The 19,906-nt window shown below is 37.0% G+C and carries 13 protein-coding genes; 10 read left to right on the forward strand and 3 right to left on the reverse strand.

Going from position 1 to position 19,906, the window contains the following annotated elements; genetic code table 11:
* Nucleotides 1–89 precede the first annotated feature (89 nt).
* On the forward strand, nucleotides 90–2,471 hold the full coding sequence (locus ELS83_RS07665; protein WP_171594951.1) for a hypothetical protein: 2,382 nt from the start codon (nucleotides 90–92) through the stop codon (nucleotides 2,469–2,471).
* A gap of 6 nt (nucleotides 2,472–2,477) precedes the next feature.
* Nucleotides 2,478–4,427, forward strand: a complete 1,950-nt coding sequence (locus tag ELS83_RS07670) for a glycoside hydrolase family 97 protein (protein ID WP_171594952.1) — start codon at nucleotides 2,478–2,480, stop codon at nucleotides 4,425–4,427.
* 552 nt (nucleotides 4,428–4,979) lie between these two features.
* On the opposite strand, the gene ELS83_RS07675 is transcribed toward ELS83_RS07670, so the two are convergent.
* Together ELS83_RS07675 and ELS83_RS07680 are read right to left on the reverse strand one after the other, a co-directional pair.
* Complete coding sequence (locus ELS83_RS07675; RefSeq protein ID WP_171594953.1) at nucleotides 4,980–6,110, reverse strand: aminotransferase class I/II-fold pyridoxal phosphate-dependent enzyme; 1,131 nt, start codon at nucleotides 6,108–6,110, stop codon at nucleotides 4,980–4,982.
* A 40-nt stretch (nucleotides 6,111–6,150) separates the two neighbouring features.
* The gene (locus ELS83_RS07680) at nucleotides 6,151–6,945 is read right to left on the reverse strand and encodes a TSUP family transporter (protein ID WP_171594954.1); all 795 of its coding nucleotides are present in this window, start codon (nucleotides 6,943–6,945) and stop codon (nucleotides 6,151–6,153) included.
* A gap of 240 nt (nucleotides 6,946–7,185) precedes the next feature.
* On the opposite strand from ELS83_RS07680, the gene ELS83_RS07685 reads away from it, so the two are divergent.
* The 7 genes from ELS83_RS07685 (at nucleotide 7,186) to ELS83_RS07715 (ending at nucleotide 15,064) form a co-directional block, all read left to right on the forward strand.
* Nucleotides 7,186–8,418, forward strand: coding sequence for a helix-turn-helix domain-containing protein (locus ELS83_RS07685; protein WP_171594955.1), 1,233 nt, complete (start codon nucleotides 7,186–7,188; stop codon nucleotides 8,416–8,418).
* A gap of 271 nt (nucleotides 8,419–8,689) precedes the next feature.
* Nucleotides 8,690–9,397, forward strand: coding sequence for an L-2-amino-thiazoline-4-carboxylic acid hydrolase (locus ELS83_RS07690; protein ID WP_171594956.1), 708 nt, complete (start codon nucleotides 8,690–8,692; stop codon nucleotides 9,395–9,397).
* Nucleotides 9,398–9,472: 75 nt separating this feature from the next.
* Entirely contained in the window at nucleotides 9,473–10,213 is a 741-nt protein-coding gene (locus ELS83_RS07695) for a GNAT family N-acetyltransferase (protein ID WP_171594957.1), read from the forward strand.
* Between the two features lie 288 nt (nucleotides 10,214–10,501).
* A complete protein-coding gene (locus ELS83_RS07700) occupies nucleotides 10,502–11,965 on the forward strand; it encodes a serine hydrolase (protein ID WP_171594958.1) in 1,464 nt (487 codons plus the stop codon).
* A 59-nt stretch (nucleotides 11,966–12,024) separates the two neighbouring features.
* Nucleotides 12,025–12,960 carry a homocysteine S-methyltransferase family protein gene (locus ELS83_RS07705; protein ID WP_171594959.1) on the forward strand — a complete coding sequence of 312 codons (936 nt, stop codon included), beginning with the start codon at nucleotides 12,025–12,027 and terminating at the stop codon, nucleotides 12,958–12,960.
* Nucleotides 12,961–13,048: 88 nt separating this feature from the next.
* On the forward strand, nucleotides 13,049–13,939 hold the full coding sequence (locus tag ELS83_RS07710; RefSeq protein ID WP_171594960.1) for an alpha/beta fold hydrolase: 891 nt from the start codon (nucleotides 13,049–13,051) through the stop codon (nucleotides 13,937–13,939).
* Nucleotides 13,940–13,981: 42 nt separating this feature from the next.
* Nucleotides 13,982–15,064: an MBL fold metallo-hydrolase gene (locus tag ELS83_RS07715; protein WP_171594961.1), complete on the forward strand. Its 1,083-nt coding sequence runs from the start codon at nucleotides 13,982–13,984 to the stop codon at nucleotides 15,062–15,064.
* A 407-nt stretch (nucleotides 15,065–15,471) separates the two neighbouring features.
* On the opposite strand, the gene ELS83_RS07720 is transcribed toward ELS83_RS07715, so the two are convergent.
* Nucleotides 15,472–16,350 (reverse strand): AraC family transcriptional regulator, encoded by an 879-nt coding sequence (locus ELS83_RS07720; RefSeq protein ID WP_171594962.1) that lies wholly within the window; start codon nucleotides 16,348–16,350, stop codon nucleotides 15,472–15,474.
* 443 nt (nucleotides 16,351–16,793) lie between these two features.
* Between ELS83_RS07720 and ELS83_RS07725 the strand changes: the two genes are divergently transcribed.
* Nucleotides 16,794–19,892: a SusC/RagA family TonB-linked outer membrane protein gene (locus tag ELS83_RS07725; RefSeq protein WP_171594963.1), complete on the forward strand. Its 3,099-nt coding sequence runs from the start codon at nucleotides 16,794–16,796 to the stop codon at nucleotides 19,890–19,892.
* The last annotated feature ends 14 nt before the right edge of the window (nucleotides 19,893–19,906 follow it).

Here is a 19,906-nt window from a genome sequence, read left to right on the forward strand (position 1 = left end):
CAAAACAAAAAGAGTGAAGCCATGAAAGGGATTCACAAAAAGGGAAATTTTCGTAGATCAGTTTTCCCGATATAGTAAAAAGAATGAATATGAAAAGAACAATTGTAGCAATGCTCTTCTGCTGTCTTTTGCAGCAGCTTAACGGACAGGAACAAGTGTATCCCGGAGCCGATGAGCAGAGTCCGTCGAGGGCGCAATACTTCTCCTGGATCAACAACACAAACGAAGGAGCAACAGAAGAACACACAATGATTAACCTGGATTTCTTTGAATGGTTGCACGAGGAGTATGGGATGATTTTGGACATTTATGCTTTCGACGCAGGAGCTATCGATGGCAAACGCTTTTATGGAAGCATTGCTTCCGAGCGATTTAAAAAGCAGTTTCCGAACGGATTTGATCCCATGTACGAAAAGGCAAAAGCCATGGGCACCCGACTGGGTGTTTGGGGCGGTCCTGACGGATTTGGAGATCGCGAAGAAGAGAAGCTGGCGCGTATCGATCAAATGGTGAATCTTTGTAAAGATTATGAGTTCGCCCTGTTTAAATTCGATGCTGTGTGTGGTCCTTTGCGCCCCGAAAAAGAAGATGCCTTTATCGAGATGATGAAGGAGTGCAGGCGTTACAGCCCTGATTTGATACTTCTGAATCACCGTTTGGGTTTGAACAAAGGAAAAGCATATGCTACTACATTTTTGTGGGGCGGACAGGAAACCTATATCGATGTATTTACCTCTAACAGCACAACGGCACCTCACCATCGTGCAGGGGCATTGGAGAGGGGATTAGTTCCCGGTTTGAAGCGATTGACCGAAGATCATGGTGTTTGCATCTCATCCTGTTTGGATTACTGGGATGATGATCTGATTCTACAGGCTTTCAATCGCAGTATGATTCTTGCGCCTGAGATTTACGGTAATCCCTGGTTGTTAAGAGACGATGAATTCCCTAAACTGGCAAGAATCTATAATCTGCATCGAAAATTTGGAAAGATCTTAGTGAATGGAATGGTTCTGCCTGGAAATAAATATGGTCCATCGGCAGTTTCGCGCGGCGATGAGCAAACAAGACTAATTACCTTAAGGAATTTGAGCTGGGAGCCAGTTCGTTATAAAGTAAAGCTTGATCACGAAATTGGTTTGAAGGATGGCAATGAAATTGAAGTTCGTCAGTTTCACCCGACTGAAAAAGTATTAGGTAAATTCCTGAAAGGGGATGAAATTGAGGTGGAAGTTGCACCTTTCCGTTCCTGTTTGATCCTGGCAAGTTCAAAGTCAATTGATGAACCTGCCGTACAGGGCACAGACTTCGAAGTGGTGAGAAATGTTCCCGGCAAAGCAATTCTAATGAAGCTATTGGGAAAAGCAGGAAGCCGCAAAAAAATAGAATTGATAGATCCGGCACAATACAAAACGGCCAAGCTGAATGGAAAAAATATCCCATCATTATTGAAAGGAAAATCGGTAAAGCTGAACTTTGAAGGTGAAAAATTACAGGATGATGCGCATCGTAAACTGGCTGATTTATCTGTAACTAAAATTCCGGAAGAAGCACAGGCCCTATACGAAGCAAGTTGTTTTGCTGCCGATAACAATGCATTAGAGGTACGTTCTCTGCAACGATCAGGTGATACGAAAATACCGCAGGTTCAGAAAGCGCGCGATGCTTTTTTTAATCAGGATGTATTTGTGGACCGCGGAGTTTGGGACAAGAATCTTTTCGATGGAGATCTGGAAACCGGATTTTGGCCAAGCAGAAAATACAATATCGACCAAAAGGTTGATGGTGGATGTTTCCGATTGGATTTGGGCGAGATTACAGATGTAGATCAACTCATCATTCGTGTGCCTGATGATTATTCTTTACAGCCTTTACTGCGAGATGAAGGTAATTATGCAGAAGTCTCAACCGACCTGAAAAAATGGAAAACCATCACCTATTTTGCCAGCGAAGAAATGCGCATCAATAGTAAAGAACCTATTCGCTATGTTCGATTGCATGCTCAGCCCGGACGTATGGTAGAAATTGAAGCCTGGAGAGATGGCAAAATGTTGGACCGAAGCAAGTGGAAAGCTTCCAATTTATTCGCCCATTCAAAGAAGAAAAAAGCAGAAAAAGCATGGCATGCCAAATTCATTTTGAATGAGATTCCTGAGGGTGGATATCTATCCATAGCTATCAATGGGAAGCATGGAATTGAAGGAGCTTATGCAGCTGCAAAAATTGGAGATCGTCTCTTGGGTTGTCCTGATAGAAGTGTATCTTATCCATCCAACACATGGGAGTTTGTCAATTCCAAAAGAGACAGCAATTACACCTATTACCTGCCCTTGAATCAGGACATGATTGGCCAGGAAATTGAGGTGTTTGTAATGGGTTACGATAAGGAGAATCTTGATTTCGAGCCAGAGGTGTGGATTTCTGCTTACCCTGAACCTTACAAGGAACAAATCTTAGAACTTACAAAATAAAATACAATGACTAGAAATATAATTTGCTTGCTGATATTGATCTGCTTTGCAGGCGCAATTCATGCAAAAGAGTATGAATTGCAATCGCCCGATAAAAAAACAAACATCCTGATTCGAACAGGAGAGGAGATCAGTTTTGAATTATCGTACAATAAAATTCCATTGCTATTGCCTACAAAAATTGCCATGGTATTGGAAGATCTTACTCTGGGCGAAAACCCTAAGGTGATCAACAAAACCATCCAATCTGTTAACAGAACAATTACCCCCGAAGTTTGCGAAAAAACCAATCGCATCGAAGAAAATTACAATGAGTTGAAATTGTCCTTTCAAAAAGGTTTTGATCTTTGCTTCAGAGCCTATAACAATGGAATTGCCTATCGTTTCGAAAGTCGATTTGCAAAAGAAATCACAGTTAAATCAGAAAAAGGAGATTTTCAATTTGCAAACAATCACTTGCTGTATTGGCCCAAAGAAAAGAGTTTTCATTCCAACAACCAGGTCTATTACGATTTTACTTCTATAGGCCAGCTTACTTCCGCAGATTTAGGTAGCTTACCCGTGTTAATGGATTCTGGAAAAGGTGTAAAAATGGTGATTGGCGAAACCGACCTGGAAGATTACCCGGGCATGTGGTTCAATGGAGCAGAAGGCAATGCCTTAACAGCCACATTTCCTGCTTATCCAAACAAAACAGAACAGGTTGGCGACAGGGATGTTTTTGTGCGCGACAGAATGGATTATATTGCCAAAACACAGGGTACAAGAACTTTTCCCTGGCGATACATTGCCATTGCCGAAAATGATGGTGAGCTAATCACCAATCAACTGTCGTGGTTGTTGGCAGCTCCTTGCGAAATTGAAAATCCATCATGGATCAGACCTGGAAAAGTAGCCTGGGATTGGTGGAATGCCAATAATGTATATGGGGTAGATTTTCGTGCAGGAATCAATACCGAAACCTACAAGTATTATATCGATTTTGCGGCCGAATATGGTTTGGAGTACATCATTCTTGACGAAGGCTGGTACGAGTTGGGAGACCTTATGAAAATCGTGCCTGAAATGGATATGGAAGAACTTACCACCTATGCAAAAGAAAAAGGGGTTGGTTTGATTCTTTGGGTGGTTTGGAAAACCCTGGATGATCAGTTGGAAGAAGCCCTGGACCAGTTTCAGAAATGGGATATCAAAGGCATTAAAGTTGACTTTATGGATAAGGATGACCAGTGGATGGTGAATTATTACCACAAAGTTGCCAGGGAATCGGCAAAGAGACAAATTTTAGTCGATTTTCACGGTTCATACAAGCCTGCCGGCCTGAGAAGAAAATATCCGAATGTTTTGACCCGCGAAGGAGTAAATGGGGGAGAGCAGTACAAATGGAGTTTGAGACAAACGCCGGAACACAATCTGATTACGCCATTTTCGCGCATGGTAGCCGGACCAATGGATTACACCCCAGGGGCCATGAACAATGCACAGAAGAAGAATTATAAACCCATCTTCGATCGCCCAATGAGCATGGGCACACGTTGTCACCAACTGGCCATGTATGTGGCCTACGAGAGTCCTTTGCAAATGCTTTGCGATAATCCATCCAATTACCGCAAAGAGGAGGAATGCATGAAGTTCTTATCGGCAGTTCCGGCAGTATGGGACGAAACCAGGGTATTGGATGCTAAAATTGCTGACTACCTGCTATTGGCCAGGAGAAAAGGTGAAGATTGGTATCTGGGTGCCATGACAGATTGGGATGCACGCACACTGCAAATCGATCTTTCTTTCCTTCCCAAAGGCAAAAAATACAAAATGACCCTTTACCAGGATGGAGTGAATGCCGACAGAAATGCCATTGACTACAAAATGAAAGAGATCATTGTTGATCGAAACTATCAGGCTGAATGTAAACTGGCACCGGGTGGCGGTATGGCGGCAATGCTGCAGCCTCTGTAAAGCATGAATTTACATATGAATATGGAAAAGCTTACACAGTTTTGTGTAGGCTTTTTTTTGTTGCTTACCGAATGTTTTTGGGTATAAGCTGCAAGCTTCAAGTCACAAGCTTCTACTACCTGCTATTATTCATTACTAATTGATCATTACTCATTGTTAATTGTATTGTCTTCAAAAGTCGCTGTCCGGCATTCTGACAATTGTGATTTTATTCGAAGAAAGGCTTTAGTAAGACTGGGAAGCTGCAAGCTTGCTTAAGGATCACCCAGCCGCACTTAAGCATTTCAAGAATCAAATTGCAATTTTCAGTTCGCCTTGGGTTTTTTGCTTACTTTTTGGGCTTAAGCCAAAAAGTGAGAGCCCCTCCGGCTAGAGGAGAAGAATACTAAAGCTTCAAGTTGCAAGCAACAAGCTTCAAGTTATTGGCTGCCTGCTATTATTCATTACTAATTGATCATTGTTAACTGTAAATTAGTCATTCCCACGCGAGAGGACTCGCACAGTAGCGGAGCATCTCTGCCCCAGGTTTCTCATACAAAATAGATAGCATTATTACTTCGATGTAAATGCAGAATTGTAACTCTTCAGATATTTCGCAAAAACTTCGAGCACCTCGGGGAAGTTTTTTCTCCCGAATCCAATTCTAATATATTTTCCTTTATAATCGAACATTTCCGCCGGAACGGTCATAATACCCGTCTCATTTACCAACTTATTGCTAAAATCAATGGAGTTTTCCTGAATGTTTAATTGAATTAAAGCTGTTGAACCTGATTTAGGAGTGATAAAAGAAGAAAATAGATCCTGCTGATTCACGAATTCTGTAAAATGGTTTATGTTGGTTTTAATTTTATCCTTATTGTGATCTAAGAGGCGATTGAAATTGTTTAAAGCAATGATTGATAAGATTTCTGCAGGAGCGCTGTTACAAATGCTTAAATAGTCTTTGAAACTCATTACTTTCCTTAAAAACTCTTTGTTTTGACTGACCAGCCAGCCTGTTCGTAATCCTGCCAAACCAATAGATTTTGACGTTCCCCAAAGGCTAATTCCATTTTCATAAATGTCACAAATTGGAGGCAATACTTCAACATCATCTGCTACCAGTTTATGGTACATTTCATCAGAGAAAATGGTAATGTTGTGTTTCCTTGCTATTGATACTATTTTATCCAATTGATTTCGTGTAAGGTACGAACCTGTTGGATTGTGAGGAAAATTGATAATCAGCAAACGGGTATTTTCTTGAATTAACGACTCCAATTCACCTACATCAAATTGCCAGTTTTCAGAATTTGGTTGCCATAAGGATAGCTCACAGTTTAATGACCTTACAATTTCATGTAAGGATTGATAAGCGGGTGCAACCGAAACCACATGATCCTTATCGGACAATAGAATGTTCATGCTCATGAAATTAAGCTCTCCTGGCGATGCAACCACAACATTTTCTATATCGTTTTGCTGATAGTGTTGCAGTATTGATTCACGCAAAAGTGGATGTCCGGCACTTTCGGTATATCCCAATTTCAGATTTTTCCATAAATCAAGTTCATGATCAGAGGCTAAATCTATAAGATACTGCATCTCAAAGCCATCACAATCAGAACTGGAGAGCAAATATTTCGCAGTAAATTCATGTTTGGCAAAGTACCTTTCCAGTTTAAAGTCATTGATTTTCATTTTTTTTATTTTAGTCGATAATCGTACAGGTTTATTCGCTTTATGTTATGAAAATATCATAAGCATATCTTAAAATCATTAAGATAACTACAATTAAAAATATAACTCGAATAAATTTATTTCCTTGATTTAATGCCATCTTACTACCCATTAGGCTACCCGCAATATTACAGAAGGCCATTACAATTCCTATTTGCATTAAGTAATTTCCTTGTTTTAAAAATACAAGTAGTGCGCCTACATTTGTAACGCAATTAATAATTTTCGCATAGGCCGAGGCTCTTACAAAGTCAAATCCTAATAGCACAACAAATCCAAGCAAGTAGAAACTGCCTCCTCCTGGACCAAAAAAGCCATCGTAAAATCCAACAATACCTCCAATCAATGAGCCATAAATTACCTGTTTTTTGAAACTTAATTCCTTCTTGCTACCTGTCCCCAAATCCTTTTTTAAATAGGTGTATACCAGGATTATTACAAGAACAAACAAAATAATTGGTTTTAATATTTCTGAGTTGATGATGCTTACAATCATTGCACCTAAAAAGGAAGAAACGAAGGAAAAAAATGAAACAATAATTAATAACTTGAAGTTGAAGTTCACTTTTTTCGAGAACTGATATGCGGCAACCGATGTTCCTGTAATTGCCGCTACCTTATTCGTGCCAAAAATTGTAGCTACCGGCGTGTTGGGTAAGTTAATCAGTAAAGCTGGAATTTGAATTAATCCTCCTCCTCCTACAACAGCATCTATAAATCCAGCAGTAAAGGCCAGAACAGCTAGTGCAAAGATTGTTGTAAGAGAATAATCGGCAAATAAATCTAAACAGCACATTTTAACTTTATTAGGTAAGATGAACAAATCAGAAAAGAACTCGAAATAATCCAAATGCTAGCTCAAAATCATTTCGATTTTCCCATAAAATTGTTTGCTAAAATACATTTCGATTAAGTTTTAGGGGTATCAAAATTAAATGTTAAGACCAGGAGAAGTCTCAATAATATATATATGCCACATTATTAAACTTCTACAGGAATATAATTGAATGAATCAGCCTTAAATGGTCTTAAAAGCTTGAGTTTATTATTTCTTACAGCACTTTATTCTCTTTGGGTAAGTACACCTAAAATGTTTACCTTTAGTAAGTCTATTAAAACATTTCACCCAATGGATATCATTAGCCTGATTGCTGCTGTAAATGCGCTGTTAATTGCCATTATTATCTTTCTCAAACGTCAAAAAAGTATTAGCGATTATCTCTTAATGATATGGGTGATCAATTTTGTTTTCCAATTTGGGATCCCATTCTTATTGGAACGAAATATTCTTCTGCACGAATCGATTTGGGGAGCAATATTGGGCGGAGTCATGGTTCTGCATGCTCCTTTTATTTTCGTTTATACCAATTCTTTAACTGATCCTGGTTTTAAAATAAATTTCAAGAACTTATACCACTTTGGAGTTATCTTTATATTTATTGCTGCACTTGTTCCATATTTGTTATTAGATCAGGATGCAAGGTTATTGCAAGTAGAAAATCAACAAGATCTTTCCATGTACATGATGCTTCCATTGCTAACACTACTCTTGGTACAGGTTTATTTTCTGATTCGCACTATTATTGTTTTGATCAACCACCAGAACAATATCAAAAATGCTTTTTCATATGAAAAGGAAATTAATCTTTCCTGGATCAAACGTATTGTGATTGCACTCTTTGGTATTATCATTTTGAATTTTATTGGCCTCGCACTGGTTTCGGCTCATATTATTTCGGTTTACTTGCTGGATTATGTAATGATACTGCTGAATATAGTCATCTTCTTTTACCTGGCATATTCAAGCTATAAGCAGAGAGTGATCTATAACAATGATGTAGATACAGGGCAAAAAAATATTATTCAGACTAAGTCCTCTAAAATAAAGGAGACATCAAGGCAATCCATAAATACAGAACAGGATGAAAAGGATCCGATTATTCAAAAATTAAAGCTCCTGATGGATACAAATAAACCTTACCTTGAGCCTGAATTGAATATTGGAAATATAGCAAACGAATTACATATTCATTCGCATCAATTGTCAAAAATCATTAATAGCAAATTGGGTGTAAACTTTTTTGAGTTTATTAATGAATACAGGGTTAATGAGTTTAAGAGTTTGGCTGCCAATCCAAAAAACAAACACATTTCAATCTTAGGTCTGGCTATGGACGCTGGTTTTAATTCAAAAGCCACCTTTAATAGAATCTTCAAAAAAACTACAGGCTTAACACCATCAGAATTCAGGGAGAATTATAAGTTTTAAGAATACGATATTACCATTTATGCAGTTCCTATCGTGAATTGTTCGACTCATAACTGCTCGCTATATTCTTAAAATGAATTCAAAAAGTTTTAAATAAGCTGTGGCAATTCATATTCAAGTGTAATCAGTACTCTTTTTTTTAATATTATTGATAATGTGGGTGTTATGAATATTTGAGACATCTTCTTGTCTCATCTTCATATAATGAGACGATCGACAAGCTATTCAACCATACCTTTGGTTTGGAAACTTTAAATAGAATTCAGACCCGATGAAAGTACAAGAGCTAAAATTGTATGGTAAAGCTTTAGAAATGCCCAGGAAAGCGTTGAGAAAACAAAAGAAAGTCATCTTTCATTTGTTGAGGAAAGAATTTGGTTTGATTGGCGTTTTCAGCATTGCTTTAAGTGTAAAAAAACACTCCAGGAGAATCGAATTCGAATATCCCGAAGTAATGGTTAAAGCAAATGAAATTAGTGCTGTAATCGCTAAGGAATTGATCTTTTTAGGTGCACTGTTTTATGCTTTAGCTGATAAAAGAGGAAGGCTGTTTGCAAAGAAATTTATGACATCCATGATTCAAAAAATGGCAATGGTATCAATGCCTTGTTTGTATGAATTAAACGATCTGGTAAAATGTGAAGGTGATGTGTTTGACAATTTCAAGAAGTATAATCGTGCCATGTTTACAGAGATAGACAGAGTAGGAAGCTGGAAGAACAGTGGTTTTAATGAAACAGATGATTTGTTAGAGTTTAAAGTGATATCATGTTTAAATATAGAACTCTTTGAAGGCATAGAATGCCCTGAATTGAATACACTTGGCTGCGAGCACGATTTGGCTGGCTACCCTTTAATTGAACAAGCTGTGCAATGTGAATTTAGAAGGTCCTGTACCCTTGCGAAAGGAGGGGAATACTGTCATTTTCAATTTTACAGAAAGGGCACTGCTCCAAAAACTACTTACTTAAATCAATAAAGCGCGATGCTTTAGGATTCTGTATGAAGCATTGCATAGCTAATTTTATTAAAGCTTGAATGAAATATTAATGTTATGGTATTTAAAATCGTTAAGGATACAGAATTAGCACTCAAAATACATCAGAAGTTATTGGGTGAGGAAAGTTGGCCTGAGTTCATGCAGAACGATAGTATTGTAGAGAAGTACTGGTCTTCCTTATATGAAAATTTTTCAGATTATCAGTTTGCATTATTCGATGGAGAAAAAATTGTTGGCATAGGAAATATGATACCATTACAATGGATAAATTCTCTTAATAATCTGCCAGATAATGGTTTGGATTGGGCAATGGAGAAAGCAAATGTTGATTTTGATGAAAAAAAGGACGTAAATTTACTTGTAGCTGTTCAAATTTTAATCAACAAAGAATACAGAGGTAAAGGGATAAGTTCCGAAATGATTCAGGCAATGATGGATATTGGGAAGCAAAATAATATCGAAAATATAGCCTTGCCAATTCGACCCACTTTAAAATATAAATATCCTCTAATGTCAATGGATAAGTATATCAGATGGAAAAGAGAAGATGGGAAAGCTTTTGATCCATGGTTAAGAGTTCATCTGGAATTGGGAGGAAGCATAGTTGGAGTCTGTAATAAATCAATGGAAATAAGAGGTACTATAAAAGATTGGGAGAATTGGTCCGGGTTGCATTTTAAGAATTCTGGAAATTATATAGTCAATCAGGCCTTAAGCCCGGTTTACATGTGCTTAGAAAGAAATGTGGGGGTATATATCGAACCCAATGTTTGGTTAATTCATCATTTAATTTAGAGTTTTTATTCAATGAAAAATGCAATGAGTCCCATCCAGTTATATAGTATTGCGTTTGGGTGTCCAAAAGTGAATTTGAGCTTTGGAAATGGTAGTCGTGAAAGAGAATGTCCATTATCCATAATTGATAAATATTCAGTGGTTGAAAAGGTAAAGTGGATAGAGGAATTGAATGAACTTGAGATCAGGAGAATTTTAACTTATCACTCTAGCTGTTTTGATATTAAAAAATCATATTAAATATATATTATACAAGCAATTCATCAGTTAATAAAATTCATCAACATCATGAAAAAATATATCATAATTCTTAACCTGTTTTTATGGGCAGTTCATTTCAATGGCAATGCTCAAAATCAGGTTTTTACTGAGGAATTAAAGAAGAATGTTAAGCAACGTGTGGAAAAGGGAATTAATACTGGTATTGTTATTGGTGTGGTTACTGCCAATGGCACAAGTTTTTACAGTTGTGGTGTTAAGTCTTTGGAAACAAAAGAACCTGTTGATGAATATTCAATTTTTGAGATTGGTTCCATTACAAAAACATTCACAGGCATATTGCTGGCCAATGAAGTGATCAAAGGTGAACTAAGTTTGAACACTCCACTTCAAAATTTGTTGCCCGAGGGTATTAAGGCCCCATGCAGAAATGGCAATTCTATAAAGTTATTTCACTTGGCCAACCATTCATCATCTTTACCACGCACCCCCAATAATTTCGCGATAACTGAGCCTGAAAATAAGTATGCAAACCTTACTGTACAACAAATTTATGAGTTTATAAATACTTATGAATTGTCATACGATATTGGAACCAAATTTAATTATTCTAACCTGGGAATGGGTTTGTTAGGTAATGTATTAGCTGATAAAAACAACACTTCTTACGAGGAGCTAATGCTTGAAAATATTGCAAACCCATTAGGGATGGATAACACCAGAATTAGCCTTACGCCTGAAATGCGAAAGAATTTGGCCAAGGGACATCGAATTGGTGTTGAGGTAAAGAATTGGGATTTACCAGGAATGGCTGGAGCCGGTGCAATTAGATCCACCGCTGTTGATATGTTAAAATATTTGGCTGCAAATATGGGCATAGTTAAAAGCAAACTTTATCCTGCTATGCAATTATCGCATAAATATTCAGGCAGTTCAATTGGTGATATGACTCTTGGTTTAGGCTGGGTGACAATGACCGTTGAAGGAAAAGAAATTCTATGGCACAATGGCGGAACCGGGGGATACATGTCTTTCATGGGATTTACCAAAGATGGAGAACGAGGTGTTGTGGTTTTATCTAATTCTGCTTTTATGCCAGATGATATTGGAATCCATTTGTTAAGCCCTAAAGCGAAATTAAGAAATCCAAAACCTTCCATTGCTAATGAACTAAACAAACTGATCGAAAATGAGGGAATTGACTCAGCAATAAGAGTTTATACCGAATTAAAGAAAAATAATGCTTACGATTATAATTTTTCAAGAGAGGAACTGAACAAACTTGGGTATCGTTACCTGTTAAAAGGAAAAATGAGAGAAGCATTGGCAATTTTTAAAATCAATTTAGAGGCTAACCCTAAGGATTGGAATGTTTACGATAGCTATGCAGAAGCATTGCTTAAGAACAATGAAAAAGACAAAGCCGTTTATTATTATAAAAAATCGGTTGAGCTTAATCCTCAGAATACAAATGGTCTTGAAGAATTAAGGAAACTTGGTGTTAAGATTGAACAAAAAGAGAAACAGGATTAGTAAGTGTAGTGCGTTGAATATTTGCATCTTGAAATAAGATTAAATAAAGCCAATCGAATATGTCATTTGAAAAAATCTATCATCAGTCAGAATTGATTGTTACGGAAGCTGCATTGGTTGAGCGACTAAAATCAGAATTTAATATTAGAATGGATGCGATGATCAATCATGCTGGTTTAATTTACACGAATCCAAAAGTTTTAGAAGTCTTTTATAAACAATACATCAATGTTGGGCAAGCCTTCGACCTTCCCATAATGATGATGACACCTACACGAAAGGTGAATGCAGAAACGATAACATTGTCATCCTGCTTTGATAAAGATGTGACAGGAGATGCGTGTAAATTTTTAAATGACATTAAGGCAGGGTACGGCGATTATTCAGAAAAAATTTTGATTGGAGCTTTGCTTGGATGCAGAGGAGATGCTTATTGCGGAGATAAGCTTCTCTCAAAAGAAGAAGCCTACTTATTTCATCGCCAGCAAACCATGCAGTTATCAAGTCAGGAGGTTGATTACCTGTTTGCAGGAATAATGCCCGAGCTGAATGAAGCCCTTGGCATGGCAAAAGCAATGTCGGAGACGAATCTTCCTTATATTATCAGTTTTATGCTGAGAAAGGATGGTTGTTTAATGGATGGAACTGTATTATCGGAAGCCATAAAGATGATTGACAATGAGGTTTACCCAAAGCCAATCTGTTATATGGCAAATTGCATTCATCCTACAAATCTGCATGAAGCATTAAAGCATCCCTTAAACAAGAATAGTGAACAACTAGCTAGGTTTAAAGGCATTCAATCCAATGCTTCTGTATTAAGTCCGGAAGAATTAAACAATTCCAACCTCTTGCATCAGAACGATTTTAATGAGATGATTGACGAGATGGTAGTGCTAAAGAAGCAATACGGATTTAAAATATTAGGAGGTTGTTGCGGAACCGATGAACGGTTTTTAAAATCCTTATGCCTAAAGCTTAGCCAGGATGTATGATAAGAATGTGGAACAGAAAAGTAATTTCTTCCTAACTTGTATCAAGATGACACGATTATTGAATTTCAACCCAAAAAAACACCTAAGCATGAAACAAATACTATTAGCCCTTCAAATTGTTACGGTTTTTATACTATCGTCTTGTAATACAGCTGAAAATCTTGATGCTGTATCGTCTAATTATAGCACAATGGACAGTATTCAAGTGCATTACAAAGTACATGGAGATGGCGAAAATACCCTGGTATTTGTGCATGGCTGGGGCTGCGATTTAAAAGTTTGGGACAATCAGTTTGATTATTTTAAGGATAATTATCGCCTTGTTTTTATTGACTTACCCGGTTTTGGGCAAAGTGATAAACCGCAAATTGAATATACCCTTGATATGTTTGCCAAATCGGTGAAAACGGTAATTGATGAACTCAACATTAACAGAACAACCCTCATAGGCCATAGTTTGGGATTTCCTGTTTGCAGGCAAGTTGGAAGACAATATCCCGATATTAACATTAATATTTGCAATGTAGATGGTGTGTATTTGCGTTTTCCGAAGGATAGTCTTGCATATGTGAATTACAAGCATGAAATGAGCGGATTCGTGAATCTATTTCAAGGCAAAAACTACAACCAGAATGTGAAAGCTTTTGTGGATCAATTTATCAAGGTGAATACCCCTGAACAGGCAAAAGAATATATCTTGTCGACCATGACCCAAACGCCCCAATATGTTGGTTCTTCCACGATGACAAATCTTTTTCTTGAAAAATACTGGACAGAAGACATTACTACAATTCCAACATTCTCGGTTTATGCGCAGAATGAAGAACTTGCAGAAGACCATGTCGAATACCTGAAATTTTTGTTCCCAAATACGAGCTATTATGAGATGGATAGCGTAGGACATTTTTTAATGATGGAGAAGCCTCTTAAATTTAACAGGATGCTGGAAGAATTTATTCTGGATAATGAAATTGATTAAATGAATCAACCAAATTTTATAACCAATCAAAACAGTCTTTTCATGAAATCAGTAATTTTAAGTTTACTTGTATTAATATGTTTCTTGAATGCCTTTAGTCAACAAGATCAATATAAGGCGACACAGGCAGAAATAGACCGAATGCATCAAGAACTTAAAGCCGATACAATGTTGGCAAAGTTTATTTCCTGGCATGGCGATGCAGAAAGCATGTATCATGCTTACAAAAAGAATTTGCACCTGGCTGATTCGATTTGGAAAGCCGACCAGGCCAGTTTAAGTGTAATGGATATTGGTGAAACTGAAAAATTAGAAATCATTCCTTTGATAGATTGGTTTACTGCTTCAGATAGCTTACAAGGGGAAAATGGTCTTGCCTATTTAATAAAAACTGACGATACGACCATTCTTTTTGATTTGGGACTGAATCCCAAGACCAAACATCCTTCGCCACTCTTGCACAATATGGAAAAATTGGGCGTATCGATCAATGAGATTGATATGATGGTCATCTCCCACAATCACCCCGACCATGTTGGTGGTCCGAAATGGAGCATGGAAAACACCTTTTCATTAAGCAACTATCAAATGGAATTGCAAAACATGCCGGTGTATGTTCCTAAGCCAATGACTTATCCCGGATTGCATCCACAATACATACCTAAACCAACAAAAATAGCCAAAGGAGTGGCAACAATAGGAATCATCCACAAACCAATCTTTTTGAACGATATCGCCGAACAAGCTTTGGCTGTAAATGTAAAAGGGAAAGGCATTGTTCTGATTTCCGGTTGTGGGCATCAATCCATAGAGAAAATAGTGCAACGTACCGATCTCCTTTTTGAAGAACCATTGTATGGCATGCTTGGAGGTTTTCATTTTCCGATGGAAGAAAAGCGAAATATCACATGGATTTACAAATACTTCGTTGTAGATAAAATGCCATGGGAACGATTATCCGATCAGGATGTTCAATACAATATAGAACTCTTAAAGAATAAGGGTGTGAAATGCATTGGATTTTCGGGTCATGACAGTTGTGACAGAAGTTTGAAACTATTTGAATTGGCTTTTGGCAAAGGTTTTAGGAAAATGACTGTTGGCCAGAGTATTGTTTTAAAGTAGGTGAATATCATTAAATTGACAAACAAAACAGCCAGCGATTATGACCTGCTAAATAAATTTGATGATATGGTCTTGCGAATTTTGAATGGTAAAACTGAATAGCTTATACAGCAACAGCCCTGTTTTAAGATGAAAATAGGGCTGTTGTTGTGTTTTGCTATGTTGATTTCGTGTTATTTCCCCGATACAGAAAGTAATTAAAATACGAAAAATCAGTATTTATAGGCTTTATGGATGCATTAGTTTTGAGTGAGGTACAAATAGTGACATTTTGAGTTCTTTTTACTTGTTTTTGCACTATTTAGCAGCATGTCATTTCAGAGCAGAGCTTAAATCAAATATAATGATTTTCTAGGAATTGAAAGAGGGCGTGTCTGTTGTGTCAGGATATGAAGCGTCCAATGCCTTTAGAGAACATTTTTAATCCCATTAAAATTCATCCTAAATTCAGATGGCGTGCAGTCCTGTTTTTTCTTGAAAATCCTATTGAAATTGGAAATATTGTTAAAACCACAATCGAAACAAATTTCCCCAATGCTTTTATTCGTTTCTATTAATAAGCGTGTAGCAATCCCTAAACGAATTTCATTCACAAAATCTATAAATGATTTACCCGTTCTTTGTTTGATTAGCCTGCTAAATGAGATCACCGACATATTAACCAAACCAGCAGCATCTTCCAATTTAATTTTGTGATGATAATTATCTTGCACGTATTTATATATTAATTCAATTCTTTCGCTATTGTGAAAATCACTTTGCCTTTGAAAAGATAGATTGGTCAATAATTGCTGGTCACGTGAAATGGCCAGATCGTAGAGAAGTGATTGAAATGCCAGATAGCTATCAAATCCCCTTTTTTGGCTTAGTGCCAACAATTTTGGCTCAACCATGCGAATGGTATCCGCTGAAAATAGAATTCCCCTGTTGGCATTATTAAATAGTTCTCGAATAGGCTTTAGTATGTTTTTGTTTAGAATATTATCATCAAACAATTCGCGCGGAAATTGAATGGTGATTTCGTGCAATAATTCCTTGCCAGTGTTTTTATAATTTTCCCAACCATGATATAGGTTAGGACCTACCATTACCAATTCTTTTTCTTGTATTTCTGCGATATGATCGCCGACGATTCGTTTACCTCCTTTGGCATTATGAATAAAGGTGATTTCGAACTCAGGATGGAAATGTATAGGAAATGTAAATGCATTTCTTTCACGATCGAATATCAAAAAACAATCGTTTTCCTGCAGAGGGGTTATTTCTCGGTGTATTTGATTTTTCATGCATTTTGTTTTTGCAATATTACGCAAAATGATAAAATAGTACAATAGAAAGATTCAAATAAGTCAATTTAGTATCATAAAATAGTACTAAAATCTAACATTAAAAACATAGGAATTATTAGTGCTTAGACATGATTATTGCACTGTTAATGCATGATAAAGAAGGTGTGTACAATGGATCAGTTGTTTACGAAAACAGTTTTACTTTTTTATTTCAATTAGTTGAAATGATAAAATAGTATCATGTAACGATTAAAAAATACTTGTTGCCCTATGCAAACGTTTCTACTTTTGACATGTAATTATTTCCGGAAATTGACAAGAAGTAAAAAAGTAGTGGTATTTATAAACTAAAAAGCATGTTGAACATTCAGAAAACCAATGTAATGAGCTTTGATAATTCTGCTTTGTTCATCTAACCTAAACTAAAAAAGTAATAATCTATGAAAAAAAATCTGCGATTTATTTTAATGATTTTCTTTCTATCCTGTTTTTGGACAGCATATGGACAAAGCAGAACAGTCACGGGTGTGGTACTGGATGAAAGCAAATTACCATTAGCAGGTGTTACAGTTGTTGTGAAAGGCACAACGAATGGAACTGTAACAAATATTGATGGTCAGTATGAGATTTCGCTCTCTGAGAGCGATCAGGTTCTTGTATTCTCATTTATTGGTTTTGTCGACCAGGAAATAGGTGTAGAAGGGAAGAATAATATAGATGTTGTATTAAAAACCGACCTTGTGGGACTCGATGAAGTTGTAGTGGTTGGATATGGTACAATGAAAAAGAGCGACTTAACAGGTGCTGTTGCTTCAGTGTCCGGTGATGACTTGGAAAAGGTGGCATCCAACAGACCGGTAGAAGCAATGCAGGGTAGAGTTGCAGGTGTTAGCATCACGAAAAGCTCTGGAAATCCTGGTGCTGGTATGAAAGTTAGAATTCGCGGTGTAGGTAGTACAAACAACTCAGATCCTTTATATGTTATTGATGGTATCCCGTCAGGTAGTGATATGGAACATGTTGCTCCAGAGGATATTGAAAGTATTGAAGTGTTAAAAGATGCTTCTGCTACTGCTATCTATGGTAATAAAGGAGCTAATGGGGTTATTATTGTAACAACCAAATCAGGTTCGGTTAGCGATAAGCCAGTGTTTTCATTTAATGCTTATTACGGACTTGGCGAAGTTGCCGATCCAATTGATTTGTTAAATGCAAATCAACAAGGACAATTAATTTTAGAGGCAGCCGCAAACGATGGTATTTCCATTCCATCTAATCTAGAGAACAGAATCAACTATGTTTTAGCCAATGATTATCATGGTACAGATTGGCAAGATGAAATCTTTAGGACGGGAAAACAGCAAAACTACAACCTTAGTGTTAGAGGTGGTATGCAATCAAGTGCAAATCCTGATAGAAAACTAACCTATTCTGTAAGCGGAACTTACTATGATGAAGAAGGCGTTGTAGAAAACACAAATTTTACGAAATACATGTTGAATACCAAGACTGAATATCAATTTAATAAGCGAGTTCAGGTTGGTTTACAGGTTGATTTGTTTCACAAAGAAAATGGTAACTTCCCACAAGGTTTGTACGGAGGTCCTATTCCATTGGCCTTAACAACAAGTCCAATGGATAGTGGGATTGATAGCAATGGCAATTTAGTGGAGACACCAACAACTTTTGGACAAAATCCACGCTTGGTGATCGATCACATGCAATACGCCGAGAATACTACCAATTCATATGGTGTTCGTGGATGGTTAGGAATTGATATTACAGATGATCTTAACTTTAAGACAACTATTAACCTATCACGCGGTTACACACATAATAAGGATTACAGACCAAGTTACTATCTAAATGAAAATTTCTACAGAACAGATAGCGAGTTGTACGAGGCTAGAGGAGAATGGTACAGTTGGACTTGGATTAACTTGCTAAATTATTCCAAGACATTTGCAGAGAAACATAAGGTGATTGCAACTCTGGGGCATGAGTCATCCAAAGATCAGAATGCTGGCTTTAGTGGCACAGGTATCAATGTACCTCAAGAAGAAATGTTACGTTATCTTAATTTGGCAAAAACCTATAAAGAGCAATTGGGATCGTGGCAAGGTGAAGGCGGAACAGAATCTTATTTTGCTAGAGCTTTTTACTCTTTTGAGGATAAGTACATGATAACAGGTACAGCTCGTTACGATGGTTCAAATAAATTCTCTGGTGACAACAAATGGGGATTCTTTCCATCACTTGGAGCTTCATGGAGAGCTACAGAAGAGGAGTTTATTAAAGATTTGAAACTATTTTCAAACTTAAAAGTTAGAGCAGGTTGGGGACGTGTAGGTAACCAGGCCAGTGCTCAGGCAGGATCTGATGTTGCTAATATCGGAAACTATGGTATGTACTATGTATTTAACGATGTTGCATACAAGGGTGGCACTACAACCAATATTCCAACTCCTGATCTAAAATGGGAGATTGTAGAAACGACCAATGTAGGTGTGGATATGGGATTTTTGAATGGTGATCTGAATGTAACTGCAGATTACTTCATTAAGGATACGAAAGATATGATTACTCGTGTAGCATTGCCAGGTTATTATCCTAAAGATCGTCCGAATGCAAATATTGGAACCGTTCGAAATGAAGGTTTTGAAATCTCGGCAAACTATGGTAAAACAATAGGTGATGTTCGATTCAATATCGGTGGTAACTTCTCTTATATTACAAATGAAGTAAGAAAACTAAACTCCGATCCTGAAGCATTTATTGATGGTGGTTATATAAGCAAGTTAGGAAATACAACCAGAACTGAAGCTGGTAGAGAAATAGCATATTTTTACGGTTATCAGACAGATGGGATATTCAGAACAGAGGCAGAATTGGCAGCACACTCAAAAGATGGAAGTGCTATTCAGCCAAGTGCAAAAGTAGGTGATGTTCGATTTTTAGATAGAAACGGAAATGGTGTAATTGATGCTGATGACCGGACTTACCTTGGATCTGGAACCCCTGACTTTATTTATGGTTTAAACTTTAGTGTTGAGTACAAAGGATTTGACTTGTCTGGTAATTTCTATGGTGTGTATGGAAATGAGATCGTAAATGGGATGAATATTTTTGCTCTTGAGGTTAAGGATTATAGAAATGCTTACGCAAGTAGAATGGATAGATTTCACCCTGATAACAATCCAAATGGTTCACAACCAAGAGTAACCTTATCGGATAACAACAACAATACCCAATTCTCTGACCGTTATGTAGAAGATGGTTCTTACTTAAGATTAAAGAATGTTCAATTGGGGTACACATTCCCTAAGTCTTTAACCCAAAAGTTTAAGATTGATAAACTAAGACTATATGTGTCTGGTCAGAATCTTTTGACATTTACTGATTATAGCGGATACGATCCTGAAATTGGAGATTTAACTCACGATGCATCCTCTGATGCAAGCAGTTTAGGAGTTGGTGTTGATTTGGGTAACTACCCTCAACCAAGGCTGATTTATTTTGGAGTAAATGCAACATTTTAATCAAGACAAAAATT

The organism is Marinifilum caeruleilacunae, assembly GCF_013141825.1.
Taxonomy (GTDB): domain Bacteria; phylum Bacteroidota; class Bacteroidia; order Bacteroidales; family Marinifilaceae; genus Marinifilum; species Marinifilum caeruleilacunae.

Excerpts from the sequence above, each read along its gene's own strand:
- ELS83_RS07665 (WP_171594951.1), top strand. The coding sequence starts at position 90 with ATGAAAAGAACAATTGTAGCAATGCTCTTCTGCTGTCTTTTGCAGCAG.
- ELS83_RS07670 (WP_171594952.1), top strand. The coding sequence starts at position 2,478 with ATGACTAGAAATATAATTTGCTTGCTGATATTGATCTGCTTTGCAGGC.
- ELS83_RS07675 (WP_171594953.1), bottom strand. The coding sequence starts at position 6,110 with ATGAAAATCAATGACTTTAAACTGGAAAGGTACTTTGCCAAACATGAA.
- ELS83_RS07680 (WP_171594954.1), bottom strand. The coding sequence starts at position 6,945 with ATGTGCTGTTTAGATTTATTTGCCGATTATTCTCTTACAACAATCTTT.
- ELS83_RS07690 (WP_171594956.1), top strand. The coding sequence starts at position 8,690 with ATGAAAGTACAAGAGCTAAAATTGTATGGTAAAGCTTTAGAAATGCCC.
- ELS83_RS07695 (WP_171594957.1), top strand. The coding sequence starts at position 9,473 with ATGGTATTTAAAATCGTTAAGGATACAGAATTAGCACTCAAAATACAT.
- ELS83_RS07700 (WP_171594958.1), top strand. The coding sequence starts at position 10,502 with ATGAAAAAATATATCATAATTCTTAACCTGTTTTTATGGGCAGTTCAT.
- ELS83_RS07705 (WP_171594959.1), top strand. The coding sequence starts at position 12,025 with ATGTCATTTGAAAAAATCTATCATCAGTCAGAATTGATTGTTACGGAA.
- ELS83_RS07710 (WP_171594960.1), top strand. The coding sequence starts at position 13,049 with ATGAAACAAATACTATTAGCCCTTCAAATTGTTACGGTTTTTATACTA.
- ELS83_RS07715 (WP_171594961.1), top strand. The coding sequence starts at position 13,982 with ATGAAATCAGTAATTTTAAGTTTACTTGTATTAATATGTTTCTTGAAT.
- ELS83_RS07720 (WP_171594962.1), bottom strand. The coding sequence starts at position 16,350 with ATGAAAAATCAAATACACCGAGAAATAACCCCTCTGCAGGAAAACGAT.
- ELS83_RS07725 (WP_171594963.1), top strand. The coding sequence starts at position 16,794 with ATGAAAAAAAATCTGCGATTTATTTTAATGATTTTCTTTCTATCCTGT.